This is a genomic window from Bradyrhizobium sp. 1(2017), assembly GCF_011602485.2.
Classification (GTDB): domain Bacteria; phylum Pseudomonadota; class Alphaproteobacteria; order Rhizobiales; family Xanthobacteraceae; genus Bradyrhizobium.
In genome coordinates this window covers 1,776,726-1,792,532 of record NZ_CP050022.2, presented here as the reverse complement: position 1 = coordinate 1,792,532, position 15,807 = coordinate 1,776,726, and the positions used below count along the sequence as shown (strand labels likewise).

General features: G+C 62.3%; 15 protein-coding genes. 4 read left to right on the top strand and 11 right to left on the bottom strand.

Going from position 1 to position 15,807, the window contains the following annotated elements; all coding sequences use genetic code 11:
• Positions 1–175 precede the first annotated feature (175 nt).
• The gene (gene flhA / locus HAP40_RS08615; protein WP_166818214.1) at positions 176–2,317 is read left to right on the top strand and encodes a flagellar biosynthesis protein FlhA; all 2,142 of its coding nucleotides are present in this window, start codon (positions 176–178) and stop codon (positions 2,315–2,317) included.
• 294 nt (positions 2,318–2,611) lie between these two features.
• On the top strand, positions 2,612–2,821 hold the full coding sequence (locus HAP40_RS08610) for a hypothetical protein (RefSeq protein WP_166818215.1): 210 nt from the start codon (positions 2,612–2,614) through the stop codon (positions 2,819–2,821).
• Positions 2,822–4,005: 1,184 nt separating this feature from the next.
• Here HAP40_RS08610 and HAP40_RS08605 read toward each other — a convergent pair.
• The 5 genes from HAP40_RS08605 to HAP40_RS08585 all read right to left on the bottom strand — a co-directional run bounded on the left by HAP40_RS08605 (position 4,006) and on the right by HAP40_RS08585 (position 7,167).
• On the bottom strand, positions 4,006–4,590 hold the full coding sequence (locus tag HAP40_RS08605) for a hypothetical protein (protein ID WP_166818216.1): 585 nt from the start codon (positions 4,588–4,590) through the stop codon (positions 4,006–4,008).
• The gene (locus tag HAP40_RS08600) at positions 4,587–5,336 is read right to left on the bottom strand and encodes a hypothetical protein (RefSeq protein ID WP_166818217.1); all 750 of its coding nucleotides are present in this window, start codon (positions 5,334–5,336) and stop codon (positions 4,587–4,589) included. Before HAP40_RS08600 ends, HAP40_RS08605 begins: the two co-directional genes overlap by 4 nt.
• A gap of 266 nt (positions 5,337–5,602) precedes the next feature.
• On the bottom strand, positions 5,603–6,217 hold the full coding sequence (locus HAP40_RS08595; protein ID WP_166818218.1) for a GNAT family N-acetyltransferase: 615 nt from the start codon (positions 6,215–6,217) through the stop codon (positions 5,603–5,605).
• A 221-nt stretch (positions 6,218–6,438) separates the two neighbouring features.
• The gene (locus tag HAP40_RS08590; protein ID WP_166818219.1) at positions 6,439–6,876 is read right to left on the bottom strand and encodes an SMI1/KNR4 family protein; all 438 of its coding nucleotides are present in this window, start codon (positions 6,874–6,876) and stop codon (positions 6,439–6,441) included.
• Positions 6,877–6,915: 39 nt separating this feature from the next.
• The gene (locus HAP40_RS08585) at positions 6,916–7,167 is read right to left on the bottom strand and encodes a hypothetical protein (protein ID WP_166818220.1); all 252 of its coding nucleotides are present in this window, start codon (positions 7,165–7,167) and stop codon (positions 6,916–6,918) included.
• Between the two features lie 508 nt (positions 7,168–7,675).
• Between HAP40_RS08585 and HAP40_RS08580 the strand changes: the two genes are divergently transcribed.
• Together HAP40_RS08580 and HAP40_RS08575 are read left to right on the top strand one after the other, a co-directional pair.
• Positions 7,676–8,374 (top strand): hypothetical protein, encoded by a 699-nt coding sequence (locus HAP40_RS08580; RefSeq protein WP_166818221.1) that lies wholly within the window; start codon positions 7,676–7,678, stop codon positions 8,372–8,374.
• 239 nt (positions 8,375–8,613) lie between these two features.
• Complete coding sequence (locus tag HAP40_RS08575) at positions 8,614–9,048, top strand: bleomycin resistance protein (protein ID WP_166818222.1); 435 nt, start codon at positions 8,614–8,616, stop codon at positions 9,046–9,048.
• Positions 9,049–9,240: 192 nt separating this feature from the next.
• On the opposite strand, the gene HAP40_RS08570 is transcribed toward HAP40_RS08575, so the two are convergent.
• The 6 genes from HAP40_RS08570 to fliI form a co-directional block, all read right to left on the bottom strand.
• The gene (locus HAP40_RS08570; protein ID WP_166818223.1) at positions 9,241–10,464 is read right to left on the bottom strand and encodes an NAD(P)/FAD-dependent oxidoreductase; all 1,224 of its coding nucleotides are present in this window, start codon (positions 10,462–10,464) and stop codon (positions 9,241–9,243) included.
• A 116-nt stretch (positions 10,465–10,580) separates the two neighbouring features.
• Positions 10,581–11,540: a helix-turn-helix transcriptional regulator gene (locus HAP40_RS08565; RefSeq protein ID WP_166818224.1), complete on the bottom strand. Its 960-nt coding sequence runs from the start codon at positions 11,538–11,540 to the stop codon at positions 10,581–10,583.
• 232 nt (positions 11,541–11,772) lie between these two features.
• Positions 11,773–12,843, bottom strand: a complete 1,071-nt coding sequence (locus HAP40_RS08560; RefSeq protein ID WP_166818225.1) for an anti-sigma factor — start codon at positions 12,841–12,843, stop codon at positions 11,773–11,775.
• A gap of 54 nt (positions 12,844–12,897) precedes the next feature.
• On the bottom strand, positions 12,898–13,443 hold the full coding sequence (locus tag HAP40_RS08555) for a sigma-70 family RNA polymerase sigma factor (protein WP_166818226.1): 546 nt from the start codon (positions 13,441–13,443) through the stop codon (positions 12,898–12,900).
• Between the two features lie 181 nt (positions 13,444–13,624).
• A complete protein-coding gene (gene fliJ / locus HAP40_RS08550) occupies positions 13,625–14,044 on the bottom strand; it encodes a flagellar export protein FliJ (protein WP_011084990.1) in 420 nt (139 codons plus the stop codon).
• Positions 14,045–14,165: 121 nt separating this feature from the next.
• Positions 14,166–15,491 (bottom strand): flagellar protein export ATPase FliI, encoded by a 1,326-nt coding sequence (fliI, locus tag HAP40_RS08545; RefSeq protein WP_166818227.1) that lies wholly within the window; start codon positions 15,489–15,491, stop codon positions 14,166–14,168.
• Positions 15,492–15,807: the final 316 nt, after the last annotated feature.

The following is a 15,807-nucleotide window of genomic DNA, read 5'->3' as shown; positions in this document are numbered from 1 at the left end:
GCTAACCATACACCCGGCAAGAATTGCCGGGTGAAGTCGAGTGTCGTCAGCCGCGTAGAACGGGGGATTCCCTGTGGACGCCAGTGCGGTGCCTCACTTTCGGAACGGCGGCCCCTCGGCCGCTGCGCAGACGTTTGGGGCGCGCGGACGGCAGCCGCGCGGGGAGGCAGCTACCATGGTCGACGTCACCGCAGGACAGGGCGTAGGCGCAGCAAGGCCCTCGATCCCCTCCCTCAACGAGATCGTCACCATCCTCAAGCGCGGCGACATCGCGCTGGCGCTCGGCGTCCTCACCATCCTGGTGGTGCTGATCCTCCCCCTGCCCGCGATCGTGCTGGACCTGTTCCTGGCGATCTCGATCACGCTCTCGATCCTGATCCTGATGACCTCGCTGTTCATCCAGGCGCCGCTGGAATTTTCCGCCTTCCCAACCGTCCTGCTGATCTCGACCATGCTGCGCCTGTCGCTCAACATGGCCTCGACCCGACTGATCCTGTCGCACGGACATGAGGGCACTGCTGCCGCCGGTCACGTCATCGAGGCCTTCGGCAATTTCGTGATGGGCGGCAATTTCGTCATCGGTATCATCGTCTTCGCCATCCTGATCATCGTCAATTTCGTCGTCATCACCAAGGGTTCGGGCCGCATCGCCGAAGTCGCCGCCCGCTTCCACCTCGACGCCATGCCCGGCAAGCAGATGGCGATCGACGCCGACCTGTCCGCCGGCCTGATCGACGAGAAGGTCGCCAAGGAGCGGCGCAAGGAGCTGGAGGACGAAAGCGGCTTCTTCGGCGCCATGGACGGTGCCTCCAAGTTCGTCCGCGGCGATGCCATCGCCGGCCTCTTGATCGTCTTCATCAACGTCGTCGGCGGCATGATCATCGGCGTGGCGCAGCAGGGCATGTCCTTTGCCGACGCGGGCCGCACCTACACGCTGCTGACCGTCGGTGACGGCCTCGTCACCCAGGTGCCGGCGCTGATCGTCTCGACCGCGGCCGGCCTGCTCGTCTCCAAGGCCGGCGTCTCCGGCGCCGCTGACAAGGCGCTGATGAAGCAGTTCTCCGGATATCCGCAGGCGCTCGCGATGTCCTCGGCGGTGATGCTGGTGCTGGCGGCGCTGCCGGGCATTCCGACCCTCCCCTTCCTGGCGCTCGGCGCCGGCGCCGGCGCGCTGGCCTGGAACGCCCGCAACCATAAGAAGTCCGCCGTCAAGGCCGAGGAAGCTGCCAAGGCCGCGCCTGCCCCGGGCACGCCGGGTGCGCCGGGCGCGACTGCCGCCGAAGAGCCGATCTCGGCGGCACTCAAGATCGACGACCTCAAGATCGAGCTCGGCTATGCGCTGCTGCCGCTGGTCAACGGCCCCGACGGCACCGACCGCCTCACCGAGCAGATCAAGGCGCTGCGCCGATCGCTCGCGATCGAGATGGGTTTCGTGATGCCGGCGGTGCGCATCCTCGACAACGTCCAGCTCGAGGCCAACACCTACATCATCAAGATCAAGGAGGTCGACGCGGGCTCCGGCAAGATCTGGCCCAACCAGTTCATGGTCATGGACCCCGGCGGCAGCCAGGTGCAGGTGCCCGGCATCCACACGACAGAGCCGACCTTCGGCCTGCCCGCGACCTGGGTCGATGCCAGCCTCAAGGAAGAGGCCTCGCTCAAGGGCTACACCGTCGTCGACGCCGCGACCGTGCTCTCGACCCACCTCACCGAGCTGCTCAAGGCCAACATGTCGGACCTGCTCTCTTATGGCGAGGTGCAGAAGCTGCTCAAGGAGCTGCCGAAGGAGCAGAGCGAGCTGGTCAAGGACATCGTGCCGGGCCAGGTCACGGTCTCCGGCATTCAGCGCGTGTTGCAACTGCTGCTCGCCGAGCGCATCTCGATCCGCGACCTCTCGACCATCCTGGAAGGCATCGCCGACTCGCTCGCGTTCTCGCGCAACCCCGCGACCATGGTCGAGCATGTCCGCGCCCGGCTGGCGCGCCAGATCTGCGCGCAGAACACCTCCTACAACGGCTATCTGCCGCTGATTGCCCTGTCGGCGCGCTGGGAGCAGGCCTTCGCCGAATCGATCATCGGCCAGGGCGAGGAGCGCAGCCTGGCCATGCAGCCCTCGAAACTGTCGGAGTTCATGACCGGCGTGCGCGAGGCCTTCGAGCGCGCCGCGCGCGAAGGCGAAGCGCCAGTGCTGGTGACCTCTGCGGCAATTCGTCCGTTCGTGCGTTCCCTGGTGGAACGGTTCCGGGCCCAGACCACCGTGCTGTCGCAGGCCGAAATCCACCCCAGGGCGAGGTTGAAAACCGTCGGAAGCATCTGATTTGGCTTAAGAAGCCGTGTGTTTTTCGGCCACAGGCAAATGGTTTTTGAGTTCCTGGCGCCTTGTCGACCAAAGACCAAAAGAGCCACTCGAAAGCACATTACAGCTTTGAAATAATTATATAATTGCACGATCAAGGGTCGCTTTTGATCGCGATCTTTCACGTCATTTCACGCTCTTGTGATGACCTCTTGGGAACGATTCCCCCCAATACTAGGTTGTTGGGCACCGGAAGCATGAACCTGCCTCAATAGGCTGGCGACTACTTTGGGTAGATGGCGGCAGGAGCCTTCCATGAACCACTCGATCTACAGCGCAGATCGCTCGACCCATTTGAAAATCGTGGTCGTGGCCCTCGTCGCAGGGATCGCGGTGGCAGGCCTCGGTATCACGGCACGCACGGGCTCGACTGGCTCGGATGAAGGTCTGACCGAGACGGCCCGCGTCATCAAGGCCGGCAAGCCGGTCGTTGTCACCAGCTCGAACGCGTCCCTCGTTCGCTAAGGAGATCTGACGAGTTTTTTGAATTCACGCGGCCCTTTACCAGCCCCCCAAAGTCGCCACGTGGATATGTAGACGACCCCAACCCCAAGTCGACTACTGAAAGCGCCCGCCCCCCACGGGCGCTTTCGCCTGTCTGGGGTATGTCGGAAGATTTCGAACTCTCGCCTCACCCTCGTCACTGCGAGGAGTTCTTGCGATGAAGCAATCCAGACCGCCTCTGTGGAAGCAGTCTGAATTGCTTCGCTTCGCTCGCAATGACGGTGTTTTAGGGCACGAGCGCCGCATCTTCATTTGCAGTCACACCTTCGCATCCTCGCGGCTGATCTCGCCCGAGCTATGCTTCGTCGCTTCACCCCCAATTGAAAAAGGGCGCAGGGAAGACCGGGTGCCGGCCGGGCACCCACGGTCCACTGTGCGAAAGGTGGCAACAAGAATCTGCACAGCGGCATACAGGTGAAGCCAAACATCCGGCCTTCCCTGCGCAGTGGGTTTACGGCTTATGTCGTGCTCTCCCCGGGGAGCGATGCACTATTGCCCCCGTCGCCTTGCGGATGACTGATGCTGCGAACCCGGTTGGGCCGCGACATCACCGCACGACTTGGCGCACAGACCCCGGGCGCCAGGACCACACGATTTTGCCGTACGCAGATCACCCCGGTCGTGTGCGCGACGCCTTCGCTCACGGTCGCCCGCCCTGCAAAAGCCCTTCGCGCCGATGTGACCCGCGTCCACCGCCGCCCGGCCCGCGTTCGTGACGATCGCGATACGCCCCTCTTCCTTGGGCCGGGTTGCCGTGATGGATACGCCATTTCCGAATTTCGGTAAAGTGGAATGTTTTTAACACCGGGCATTGACCGACTTCTTGGGTGTTTTGCCCGTCGGGCAACGCAAAGGCTTGTAGCTGGGCCACCTCCGCCGAATTGGTTCGACCGGTAGCTTCTGCGTCAGATGTCTGGAATTGAAACCAAAGCTGACGATTCGCGAACCGCGCAGCAAGGTCAGCTACGGGCCAAATCCAGACATCGCGTTGGAGATGATCCCACACGTCGAAAGAAACGGGAAACCAATCTGGATGAGCAAAGCCCTCCCAAAAGCTGAATGTGCTATACGGACGCGCCCTGTGTGGGCACCCAAGGCTGCCGACGGAGTGCATCATGCCGAATTGGGTAGGAGTACCCATCGCGTTACTCGCTATACTGGCCTTCTTGTATTTCGCATTCATCCGTAATAGGGCGCCCCAAACCAGCGAACGAAGGACCGAGGGCTTTTCCCAAAACGATCACTTCACCCATCATGTCGATGGTCAATAAGCGATTTCGGACCGCGCGAGGAAGTAACCAATGATAACGGACCGGAACGCGAGGTCGGTTCGGGTCGAATACGTTTTCGATCGAACCGGCAAAAAAACCGTCCTTGTTGTAGAAACAGATTTGCAACTTGATCCGGCTGAAATTGATTTCGAACCCGAGCAGGTAGCGGCGCTCTGCACAGACATCGAAGCGCACCGGCAGAGCATTGCGTATGTCGATGCCGTCCGGTTGGTTCGCAGGTGCAGTGCACCGGCAAGCGAACCCATCGAGATGACAGGGACGTTTGGTGCCGCTCAAATGAAAATTCCCCTGAAATCGACCTAGTTTTGTTCGTTTTGGGTCAAGTGCGGCAGTCCGCACCGGAGGCGATGCCTTCTGCTCTACCCCGCCTACAGAGCTACCGATGCACTGCGCCAACTGAAGCGATGGGCCATAAACCGACATCCATCGCTGCGTCACGGCAGCTCCTTAGACTTCAGAAACGCGGTCGCTTTCTCGATTATCGTCCTCCACTGGCTCAGGTGCCTTACATTGAATGACACAGAAGGGAAGAAGCCCTCAAAGGGGAATCGGACCGTGCATCCGATCGGTGAATTCGTGCAGAGAATGAACAGCCAGTTATTCTCCGAAAGATGCCCCACGTACTTCGCGCCGGAAAAAAGTGACCAGATCTTGCAAGCACGATCACGATCCTTGTCGAAGGCGAGCAGATCGCTCTGGATTTCCGCCCCTTTACACTTGCTTATCTTCGCCGAGGCGCCCCCCATGCTTTCGCCTGATATGTTGCTTTCAACAACAACGTTGATCATGCGCGCGATCGCCTCGGAGTGGGATAGCTGGCGGATCGGATCTCCTCGGACGTCGACTTGCTCGGGAGGGGCCGTGAACAAGGCACTCGGCAGCCCGGTTGGGAGATCAAATGAGAGCCCGACGATGCTGATGGAAGGCTTACTAATTAGCGTGTGGACGTAAGCGCGCTCTAGGCGAAGGCGAAGCACGCGCGGCGGGTCAAGGGGGCGCGCCTCGTTCCCTGCGCCATTGGCTGCCGTGATCTCTATGTCGATTGAATTGCGATCCGTGTACCAGGTGGACAGCTTGCCGACTGGATCAAAGCTTTGCGCGGAGGCTGATCGACTTGACCATGACAATGACGACGTCGCCACAGCGAGGACCGCCACAATGGTCATTCGGAGCGTCATTTCCATTGCGCTTTTGTCGCATGGCATAATCCGGCTTGGCTACAGTTCTGGTTGATAGCAGTTAACGTTTCATGCCGAAGTAGCACCGTCCTAGAACGCCCCGGCCGTTGCACCAGTTGCTCTATCGTAAGGGTGTTTTGTCCGCTTAGGGTCACAAGTTGACAAATCAGCGAAGGGTGCGGGAGGCCCGCTACGGGCCCAGAAGCAGAAATCGCCATGATACCCCCGACGCTCGCAAGCGATGCCCCCCGCACCGCCTCAGTGATACGGTCCTAGCAATTGCTCTTGACGGCGGCTTTGTGAAAATCGCTGGCTAGAATCCCCATTACCAGATCGTCGAACCGTTCACCAGCTATGAGCGATGCCTCTCGGATGCGCCCTTCTACGATGAACCCACACGCCGCATAGCAGCGGATTGCGCGCTCATTGTATGACGCTACTCGCAAACCAACGCGGTGCAATTCAAGGGTTCTAAAGGCATGGTCTAGGACGAGGCGGATCGTCTCGCGTCCGAGACCTAAACCAAGCTTGGCGGTATCGTAAAGAGATATTGCCAACTCTGCCCGCCCCGGAGCGCGGTCGACCGGCGTCGCAATCAAGCGTACATCACCGAGGAGGTGCCCTTCGTGCTCAACTACCCACCCATGTGGCTCGTTTGCGAGCCATGCGAGCCATGCCGCCGCTGAACCAGTCGTCAACGGCGCCAAGGCTGGGATCGTGTTTGCGAGGTTGGGGTCAACGCCGAACATGTGAACAATCGCGGGGTCAAACCCCAGTACGAGGCGATCGGTCAAATCTCGCGGCTCGGGATTCCGCAACAACACGCGAGGTCCGCTCAAGGTTGGTTTGGCAATCATCCACGTTGCGCCTTTACTCAGCCCCGACATCGGCTCTCTTGTGATCTCTAGTCCCGGACAACCATAGATGAACAATGCATGGATTGTCTGCTTTGGGTCAAAATGCGAAGAACTCAGGTGGAGCATATTTGGTCCGCACCAGCGCGATGAGCGGACCTCGGACAGACACGACGCAACTTCGCAGATGGGTCAGAAGCGGGCATCTGGGGTGATCGTCTTAGACCTCGTCGTCGGAAATAAGCTCAGACGAGCTATTGCCCATACGCTCTAAGGCAGCTGAGGAATTTTCCGAAGGTCGGCGCCACTGGATAGCACTTGCAGTCGGGAGAGCCTAGGTCGCAGCACACAACTTCGGCAGCAATGCCGCGCTCGACTTTCAGGCAAAATAAATTCCCGCCCGAATCACATGCGATTGGCAGAACGTGGCAACCCGGACAACGGTCCGAAATCAGACCGAGATTCCACGACAGATTACTGGCTGCTGTTGATCTGCGAATGCCAAAGAACACCTGTACGTCCGTCGGTGTTCCCAGCGCGTCCGGCACGTCCACAGCGTCTGGCGTTGGAGTACCACCGTTATATCTCAAGAGAAATTCGCGATACTCGGATGATAACTCGGCATCCAGCTCAGATTCTATGGCCGCAATGTCTTCAGACCCGATCTTTGGCCCTTCGTTTTCAATCATCATCTATCAAGGCCTCGCTTCCGGTGAACGGACGGTCTTAGGTTACACGCTCAATGTCCCAATGGGATCTCGTGCAAATTTGAGCGCCCGGGACTGTACGATCTGGCGAAGCAGCATGGGGTATGATGCCGGCAGCAGATGACCTGTTTCAACCATACCGAGCATTAGACCATCAGCCGCGGCCAAGCCAACAATCGAGCGGGCCAGCGCCGCATTAAATCGCCGCATGTCCAGTCGGATAAAAAAGCTGTCGTCCCATAGCTCGATACTATCGCTTCTCTCGTCACCGAACATGAGCCCCTCAGGAGCCCATGACTTCCTAGCCGGTAGCAACGCGGCCACGGCGTTCTCGTAAGAGTAACATTCGCGGCCATTCCAATAGCTGTGTGGATTTGGATCGCCATCCATGTCTTGAGCACGGCTGCTTCGAAGCGCTCCGAGCACTACGGGCGACGATCCATGAAGCCGCTCAGCGGCTTCGCGGGGGAGGAGATAAAAGTCGAATTGCCAAATCGCCATGAAGCAACAATAGGACAGGGCTTTCGTCAGCCAAGCCGAAAGTGCAGTACAAACACTGCCGCAACAGTTCTTAGTCCGCAATGGATCAAAATTTGCCCTAGCCCACTGTGCCGCGATTGGTCCGCCGAGGGCCACAAGCGGAAGTGAAGCTCTGCCCAGCTTTGCGCCTTTACGGGCGGCCGGGACAAACATTTACTGAACTTTAGCGCGTCGCCATGCACAACCAAAGCTTGTTAAAGCGCAAGAAAGCTCGATCAGATTAGCGGCGTGAATTGGTACGGCGATGGCTCTACTCCTTGCGAAACGGCTGGCCGCGCTCTGCGTTCTAGTGAGCGCATTAACTGGCTGTGGTAGCCTGAGCGAAACAATCAGATACCGACTAACGGTTAACGTAGATGTTGATGGCAGGCTCGTCAGTGGTTCTGGCGTCATCCAGGTCAAGCAATCCGACATGAGACCCATCTTTGGGTCTATGGGCGGGGCTGGAAGTGAGATCAGCGGCGAAGCTGTGATGGTTGACCTCGGCTCTCACCGCACACTCTTCGCGCTTCTGCGAGGACCGAAGACAGGATTTGGAGATCTAGGTGGCCCTGCTTGGATGCTGTTTCACGTTTTTGCCGATCTGCTCAAGGGTGAGATCGATCCTCTTCCAAAAGTGCGGCTGTTGATTAAGCGGCGCCCTCATCGCGTGTTGCCGCTCGATGTAATTCCAATGTTGGTTCACTTTAGCGACCCCAATGATCCGAAGTCGGTGGTGCAGGTTGATCCAGCAAATCTCCGAGCAACCTTTGGTGCTGACGTTGCGCTCCGTGAGGTGACCATCGAGGTGACAGATGACCCGATTACTCGCGCGGTCGAAACAAAGCTGCCTTGGCTGAAGACAATTCAGGGTCAGCTCGATGGCAGTCGGCTCCACACTGGTGAATCGTTCGCGAATGAGCTGAATGCTTACGATTTCTATCGAGGACCAAATAGGAACTGAATGGGCGACCTTGACGCGAGCGGAGTCTGCTCTGGGTCACAAGCGGCGGTCGAGGTACGCACGGCCCGCGTCCGGTCCACCGCCGATAGCCGACATCACAATAGCTTCAGTCTTATTCAGTTAAGGGCCATTAGCGGTCGTCAAAGCGCCCCGTGGATGATATCTGATTTTCCCCGCAAGAGCAGCGTCGTGCCCGAGTGCCCTGTACCAAATTACGCATGCGGAAGGATTAGCGAGCCATGGGACTTCCAACCGATAGATCGCCAACCGGGGGCTTTGCCCGGCTCGTCCCTGAGCTGGAAGTTTTTGACCTAAAAGGGAGTGAGAATTTCTGGTGCAAGATACTCGGCTTCCAAATCGCGTATCAGCGACCCGAAAACCGCTTCGTGTACATCGAGCTACAAGGCTCGCAGGTCATGCTGAAGCAACACAATGGCAACTGGGAAACCGGGGCTCTGCAACGACCACTTGGACGCGGGATCAACTTTCAAATGTTCGTCGAATCCGTGGCGCCTCTTCTCGATGCACTCAAGCGCGAGAAATGGCCTCTCTTCAGAGAGTGTCATGACGCGTGGTATCGGATCGCAGGAGAGGAGCGCGGCAACAGGCAATTCCTGGTCCAAGACCCTGACGGCTACCTCCTGCGCTTCGCAGAGGATTTGGGCAAGAGGTAATCTCCTCGACCGATGCTTTCGCAGGCAGCCCTTCGAGCGGGCCTCGTCTGCTATGGGTCAGAAGGCGACCTCTCGGCATTGAACGGCAAAGTCGGCTAAGGGGCCCGGGGCGGACAAGGGCTGCTGCCGCTCCGCTGCAGCCCGACCGCGCAAACCCGTCGCCTCGCTTGGTTGATGGACCCACGATCCAGCTCAACGACGCGGCACTCCATAGGTCGGCGGCGGCGCCTGCACGGTCGGCGCAGCCGCTGCAAATAGCTCGTCCTTATTGCCGGTCAGCGGCGGATAGATGCGCTTGCGGTTGATGATCTCCTTGGTCGCCTTTGCCGCTGCGCCGGTCGTCCGCACCTCGCGATCCCAGCCTTCGGTATAGAGCGCGCCCCAGCCGCCGAGATCGAGCACGGTGACGTACCAGTCGATCCGCAGCGGCAGCATCGGCAGGCCGGCGAGATCGGCCACCACATTGTGGCCGGCGAAGCGGCCCATGGGGCGCGCGAACTGGCAGGACATCACGGTCGGATGCAGTCCGTCGACCACGCTCGAGGCCACGTCGCCGGCCGCGAACACGCCAGGCACATCCGCAACCCGCATGTAGGGATCGACCAGGAGCCGCCCGAGGCGATCGCGCGCATCCGGAAAGCTCGCCGCCAAGGGGCTTGCGCGCATCCCGGCGCACCAGATCACCGTCTGCGTCGCAACGAACTCGCCCGAGCTCAGATGCACGCCAGCCGCCTCGACGGAGGTGACGCGCACACCGAGCCGCATCTCGACGTCGAGCGAGGCCAGGGCCATCTCGATGACGGGACGCGCCTGCGCGCCGATGGTGGCGCCGACCGCCGGATTGGAATCGACGAGGATGATGCGCCGGTTGCCGCTGATGCCCGCACGCGCGAGCCGCGCCGGCATCTCGGCCGCGACCTCGATGCCGGTGAAGCCGGCACCGACCACGACGACGGTCGAGCGCCCCGGCGCCGGCACGCTGCGTCCGAGCGAGACCAGATGATCCTCGAGGCGGAGCGCCGCGGCATAGGTGTCGACGTCGAAGGCATGCTCGGCAAGGCCCGGAATGTCGGGACGCATCACCTCGCTGCCGAGCGCCAGCACGAGGCGGTCATATTGCAGCGTCTCCTCGCCGCCGCTCGTGACCAGCGAGATTTCGCGGAGTGCCGGATCGATGGCTTCGACCTCGCCGATGCCGTGGCTGACACCGATCGGGTCGAGCAGTTGCGGCAGCGGCAGCGCGACCTCGCCGAGATCCGCCTCGTAATTGCGCACGCGGATATTGTGATAGGGATTGCGGTCGACGAGGTGGATCTCGATGTCACTGTTGGCACCGATCTCGTCGCGCTTGCGTGCGGCGCCGATAGCCGCCCACAGGCCCGCAAACCCGGCGCCGAGCACGACGATAAGCGCCATGTCCGCCTACTATACTTTCCAAAGCAATGCTGCGGCCTGCCCGCGCGGGGCAATATAGCTCAACAGCCCGCATCGACCAAATGCGGCAGTGCTGCGCCGCTGCACAATATCGCGGCTTACGCCTCGCGCAATTCCGACGGGGTCGCGCCAAAGCGTTTGCGGAAGGCGCGGTTGAAATAGGACAGATCGGCGAAGCCCGAGGAGTGGGCGATGTCGCTGATCTTGCGCGTCCTGGCGCGGGGATCGGAGAGCAGCTTGCGCGCCTGGAGCAGGCGCTGCTCCAGCACGAACTCGGTGAAGGTCGTGCCGGCCTGCTCGAACAGGCGTTGCGCCTGCCGCGGGCTGAGGCCCGAGCGCGTTGCGATCTCGGACAGGCAGAGATCGTTGCGGCCGAGTGCGGCCATCACGTCGGCGCGCATGAGATCGAGACGCGCCGCCGCATGCCCGCGCCCACGCGCAAGGCTGGCATGCTCGGCGTCGGTCCCGAGCAGCAGGCCGACGAGATCGACCATGTGCTGCGCGGTCAGGCGCTGGCCGACGGCGTCGAGATGCGGCCCCTGATTGGCGGCGAGCCCGTGGTAGCGAAAGATGGTTTCGGCGACCGCGCCGTCGGAGAGCACCTGCGAGAGTTTCGCCTCGGCGCGCGGATTGATGTCGAGCAGCGCGCGGCGCGGCATGCGAATGGTGGTGAAGCGGTCCTCGTCGGTATGGCCGACGGTGCCGGTGATGCCCATGTCGACGAGCACCATCTGCGACGGCGCGAGGTCGACGGTGTGGCCGTTCTGCCCGACGCGGACATGGCCCGCATGGGCTGCGATCAGCACGAGATCGTCGCTGCCGTCGGCAAGATGGCTCTGCGTGCGCGAATATTGCGCGGAAGCGCCTTCGGGAATCGCGAGCGCGATGTTGTCGACGACACTGACCTGGAGCCGGCAGTCGATGCTGTCGCCCCGGCTCGGCCCGATATCGAGGCCGCAGGAACCGAAGGCCCGCTCGCGCCACTGCTCGAATGCCGGGCCGTGCGGCAGCCCCGCATATTGGTGAATGAAGATGCCGGGCGTTTTCGCTGCATCCATCTGATTTCTAGCCCCTCTCCGGCTCCGCGATCGGCGGCGCCGACTGCAAATTCCGGGGATTTGACGCCGCGAATTGCGGCGAGGTTCAAATCGGGAGCGGATTCAGGGGGACTTGTCGGATTGCGACGGCGGAATGGACCTTGGCGACATGAGCGCACCCTGGCCCGCATGAGCGGAGCGGCGTGCGGGGACGCTGGTCCTGGATATCGCTTCGCTCGTCCGCGCTACGGAATTACTTCTTCGCCGGCGGCTGTTGCTGCGGCTGCGCCGGCGGCACGGTCTCGATCAGCTTGCCGGAGAACACCGGGGCCGAAGTCGGCTCGCCATTGGGCGAGCCGCCGGCCTGCTCGACGGTGACGGCGTAGGTCGCGCCGTTGACGACGTCGGAATCGTAGGACGAAAGCAGCGGACGCGCGGTGAAATCGCTTGCACCGATGACGCCGAGCGAGCGCGGCCGCGGCAGCTTGTCGGAGATCAGCCAGAGCTCGAAGCTCTTGCCGGGCTCCAGGGTCGCGCCGACCTTGCGGACCGTGAAACTCCGCGTCGCGCCGTCGATGGTGAGGATGAAGGCGGGGCCGCCAGCCGGGCCCTGGAGCAGGGCAACATATTGCGCGGACGGGGTGAGCGGCGGCGCGGGCGTCTTCACTTCCACCGTCTGGATGCGCGGCGCAGGACGCAAGCCGCCCGGCAGCGCATCGGGCTGGAAGATCTGAAGCGACAGCGTCACGAGCAGAGCGGCCGCCAGCGCACCGACGGCAGACGCGATGTTGCGCCAGCGCTTCACGCGCCCCTCGAGCCGGATCAGATTGCCGTCGTCGATGATCGGCGCCTCGGCCGCGCGGACGACGTTGAGATCGGGAGCATGGACCTGCGGGATGAATTGCGGCGCGATGTGCGGGATGGCATCGGGCTCGGGGCGCGGCGTCTCCGGCTGCTCTGCTGCGCCAGGCGGCGGCTCCGAGGATGGCACCGCCTCGGCCGAGGAATCCGACGAAGCAGTTTCCGGCGCGGGCAAGTCAGGGATGGGCGGAGGTGGCGGCGAAGCCTCGGCAAGCGCAGGCGGCTGCTGCGCAGCCGCGGTGCGCGCGATCTCGGACCTGATGTTCTCCCACACCACCGGACGCGGCTCCGCCGAGCCGACCATCTGGTTGAGGACGCCGAGCCGGAAGGCCCAGGCCTGCACGATCTCGGCGAACACCGGGTCCACCGCCATCATGGTCTCGACCTGCGCGCGCTCGTCGGCGTCGAGCGTACCGAGCGCATATTCCGCGGCGAGCGCGATATGGTCCTCCGTGTGGGCCATCAATTGCAGTCCAGAACCGTCCTCATCATCCAAGCCACGTCATCATCCAAGCCATCACAGTCCGAGGCATTCCCGGATATCCAGCATGCTGCGCCGGAGCCACGTCTTCACCGTGTTGACCGGCGCGGCGAATTTCTCCGCCAATTGCTCGCGGCTCCAGCCATTGTAATAGGCGAGAAGCACGAGCCTTTGACGGTCCGGCTCGAGCCGGCCGATACATTCCAGGAGCCGCTTCAGCTCCTCCGTCATCTCCCGCCGCGCCAGCGGATCGGGATTGTCGGCCGCCACCTCCATCGCCTGGGGCTCTTCCTCGATGGAGGCTTCCGACTTCTTGCGCACGACGTCGATGGCACGGTTGCGCGCAATCGACGCCATCCACGTGATCGGCGAGGACAGCGCCGGATTGAACTGACCGGCGCCGTTCCAGATCTTGACGTAAGTCTCCTGGATGACCTCCTCCGAAAGATCCTGCCGGCGCAAGATACGGAGCACGACGCCATAGAGTTTCGCGCGCGTGGCGACGTAGAGGCGCTCGAACGCGGCCTGATCGCCCTTCGCCACCTCCTCAATCAGCCCGACCAGCTCTGCTGGCGTCAGCATTCAGCCTCCCGACACGCGGCCCGTCGCGTTCCGCGCAAGCCATGGCACTGCACCACCATAGCGCGCGACAAAGCCGACCACCAAGGGGCGCCGCGTCACGCTGTGGACAGCACAAACGAAAACCCGGACCTTGCGGGTCCGGGTTTTGCGGATTTCTCGGCGGTCTGGCTTGCCGGCGCCCTCAGGCGACGGCACCGATGCGGGCGCGCATCAGGCCGATGCTGTCGAGGTCGGCCTGCTCGCGGGCGTTCTCTTCGGCGCGCTCGCGGGCCTGGTCGCGCTCGTCGAGCAGCTCGACCTTCTTCAGTTCCTCGAAGGCCTCGGCCAGCGCGGCCTTGGCCTCGTCGAGCTGGCCCTTGAGCTCGTCGGCCGAGCGGGTCAGGTTCTCACGGCGCTGGATCGCGGCCTTGGCATAGGTCGGATAGGCGAAGTGCGAGGGATCGTTGATCCCGGCGCGCTCCTGCTCGGTCTGGATCTCGCGTTCCAGGTCGACCGACATCCGCTGGAAGTCGGCGATCATGGTCTCGATCTGGGTGACCCGGCGGCGCTTCTCGTCGACCTGAAACTTCTTCAGGCGGATGAGGGTATCACGTGACTTCATCGACTCGTACTCCCCAGAAGTCCCCTCGCTGCACGTGGGACGGCACCGGTCTCCCCACAGGCCCGATTGGGACCAAGACCGGCTCTGCTACTCTGTGGGATCGGATGATGACCTGACAAAGTTAGCGTTCCGTTTCCAAATTCCCTAGGATGTGAGCCAACTGGCGGTAGCCGTCCGCCAGTGATGCATTTTCGTCCTTGCGCTGGCGCAGGAAGGCCTCCAGCGGCTCGTGGAGGCGGATCGCCTCGTCGACCTCGGGGCTGGAGCCGGCCCGATAGGCGCCAAGCCGGATCAATTCCTCCATGTCCGCATAGGTCGCCATCACCTGCCGTGCCCGCTGGATCGTCGGCCAGAACTGCGGATCGGCCGATTTCGGCATGGTGCGGGAGACCGATTTGAGGATGTTGATGGCGGGGTAGCGGCCGCGCTCGGCGATCGAGCGCTGCATCACGATATGGCCGTCGAGGATGCCGCGGACGGCATCCGCAATCGGCTCGTTATGGTCGTCGCCATCGACCAGCACCGTGAAGATCGCGGTGATGGCGCCCTCGCCGAGGCCCGGCCCGGCGCGCTCCAGAAGCTTCGGCAGCTCGGTGAACACGGTCGGCGTGTAGCCCTTGGCCGTCGGCGGCTCGCCGGCGGACAGACCGATCTCGCGCTGGGCCATGGCAAAGCGCGTCACCGAATCCATCAGGCAGAGCACATCCTTGTTCTCGTCGCGGAAATACTCGGCGACCGCGAGCGTCAGATAGGCGGCCTGGCGGCGCATCAGCGCCGGTTCGTCCGAGGTCGCGACCACGACGACGGAGCGCGCAAGGCCCTCATCGCCAAGGTCGTCCTGCAGGAATTCCTGCACCTCGCGGCCGCGTTCGCCGATCAGCCCGATGACGCTGACCGCGGCATCGACGTTGCGCGCCAGCATCGACAGCAGCACCGACTTGCCGACGCCGGAGCCCGCGAAGATGCCCATGCGCTGGCCACGGCAGCAGGTGAGAAAGGTGTTCATCGCGCGCACGCCGAGATCGAGCGGCGCGCCGACGCGCTTGCGCGAATGCGCCGGCGGCGGCGCATTGCGGAATGGCATCGGCGAGGAACCTTGCGGCAACGGCCCCTTGCCGTCGATCGGCTCGCCCAGCGCATTGACGACGCGGCCGAGCCAGGCCGATGACGGCCGCACTTGATTGGCGGCATTGGCTATGACCGCCTTGCAGCCGCGGCGCACGCCGTCGAGGCCGGCGAACGGCATCACGACCGCGTTGTTGCCGGAGAAGCCGATCACCTCGCAGGGAATGGAACGGTTGGCGCCGGTCTCGATCACCAGCCGCGCGCCGACCGACATCGCGTGAATGGGACCGGCCACCTCGACCATCAGGCCGCGCACGCCGACCACGCGGCCGTAGATGTTGATGCCGTCGATGTCGCCGATCTGTTCGGCCAGAGCCTTCATCGGTGGACCTTCATTAAGGGACGCGCCTTGGTCATCCCCAGGGTCGCTGCGCGATCACGGGCCTTCACGGTGAGAACCTTAAGTTTCGCCATATTTCTGAACGGCGCTTAACTTCGTGTTTACCCGCATCATTAATCATTGCGTCACTGTCTTTGAGACTGAGCGTGACTCCCCTTCAGAAGAAGGCTGAGTCGCGGGAGTCGGTTAGGCCCGTCTCTTAAAGTGGAACTTGAACGGAATCGGGTGACGAAAGCTGCTTCGCGCACAAGACCTTAGGGCGATTCGACAAAAATTGCACCGGGGGGACTTGCGTTCC

Coding starts and splice junctions, on each gene's coding strand:
- HAP40_RS08555 (WP_166818226.1), bottom strand. CDS start 13,443: ATGCTGACGCCAGCAGAGCTGGTCGGGCTGATTGAGGAGGTGGCGAAG.
- HAP40_RS08600 (WP_166818217.1), bottom strand. CDS start 5,336: ATGGAAATGACGCTCCGAATGACCATTGTGGCGGTCCTCGCTGTGGCG.
- HAP40_RS08595 (WP_166818218.1), bottom strand. CDS start 6,217: ATGTCGGGGCTGAGTAAAGGCGCAACGTGGATGATTGCCAAACCAACC.
- HAP40_RS08570 (WP_166818223.1), bottom strand. CDS start 10,464: ATGGCGCTTATCGTCGTGCTCGGCGCCGGGTTTGCGGGCCTGTGGGCG.
- HAP40_RS08590 (WP_166818219.1), bottom strand. CDS start 6,876: ATGATGATTGAAAACGAAGGGCCAAAGATCGGGTCTGAAGACATTGCG.
- HAP40_RS08565 (WP_166818224.1), bottom strand. CDS start 11,540: ATGGATGCAGCGAAAACGCCCGGCATCTTCATTCACCAATATGCGGGG.
- HAP40_RS08560 (WP_166818225.1), bottom strand. CDS start 12,843: ATGGCCCACACGGAGGACCATATCGCGCTCGCCGCGGAATATGCGCTC.
- HAP40_RS08575 (WP_166818222.1), top strand. CDS start 8,614: ATGGGACTTCCAACCGATAGATCGCCAACCGGGGGCTTTGCCCGGCTC.
- fliI (WP_166818227.1), bottom strand. CDS start 15,491: ATGAAGGCTCTGGCCGAACAGATCGGCGACATCGACGGCATCAACATC.
- flhA (WP_166818214.1), top strand. CDS start 176: ATGGTCGACGTCACCGCAGGACAGGGCGTAGGCGCAGCAAGGCCCTCG.
- HAP40_RS08585 (WP_166818220.1), bottom strand. CDS start 7,167: ATGTTCGGTGACGAGAGAAGCGATAGTATCGAGCTATGGGACGACAGC.
- HAP40_RS08580 (WP_166818221.1), top strand. CDS start 7,676: ATGGCTCTACTCCTTGCGAAACGGCTGGCCGCGCTCTGCGTTCTAGTG.
- HAP40_RS08610 (WP_166818215.1), top strand. CDS start 2,612: ATGAACCACTCGATCTACAGCGCAGATCGCTCGACCCATTTGAAAATC.
- fliJ (WP_011084990.1), bottom strand. CDS start 14,044: ATGAAGTCACGTGATACCCTCATCCGCCTGAAGAAGTTTCAGGTCGAC.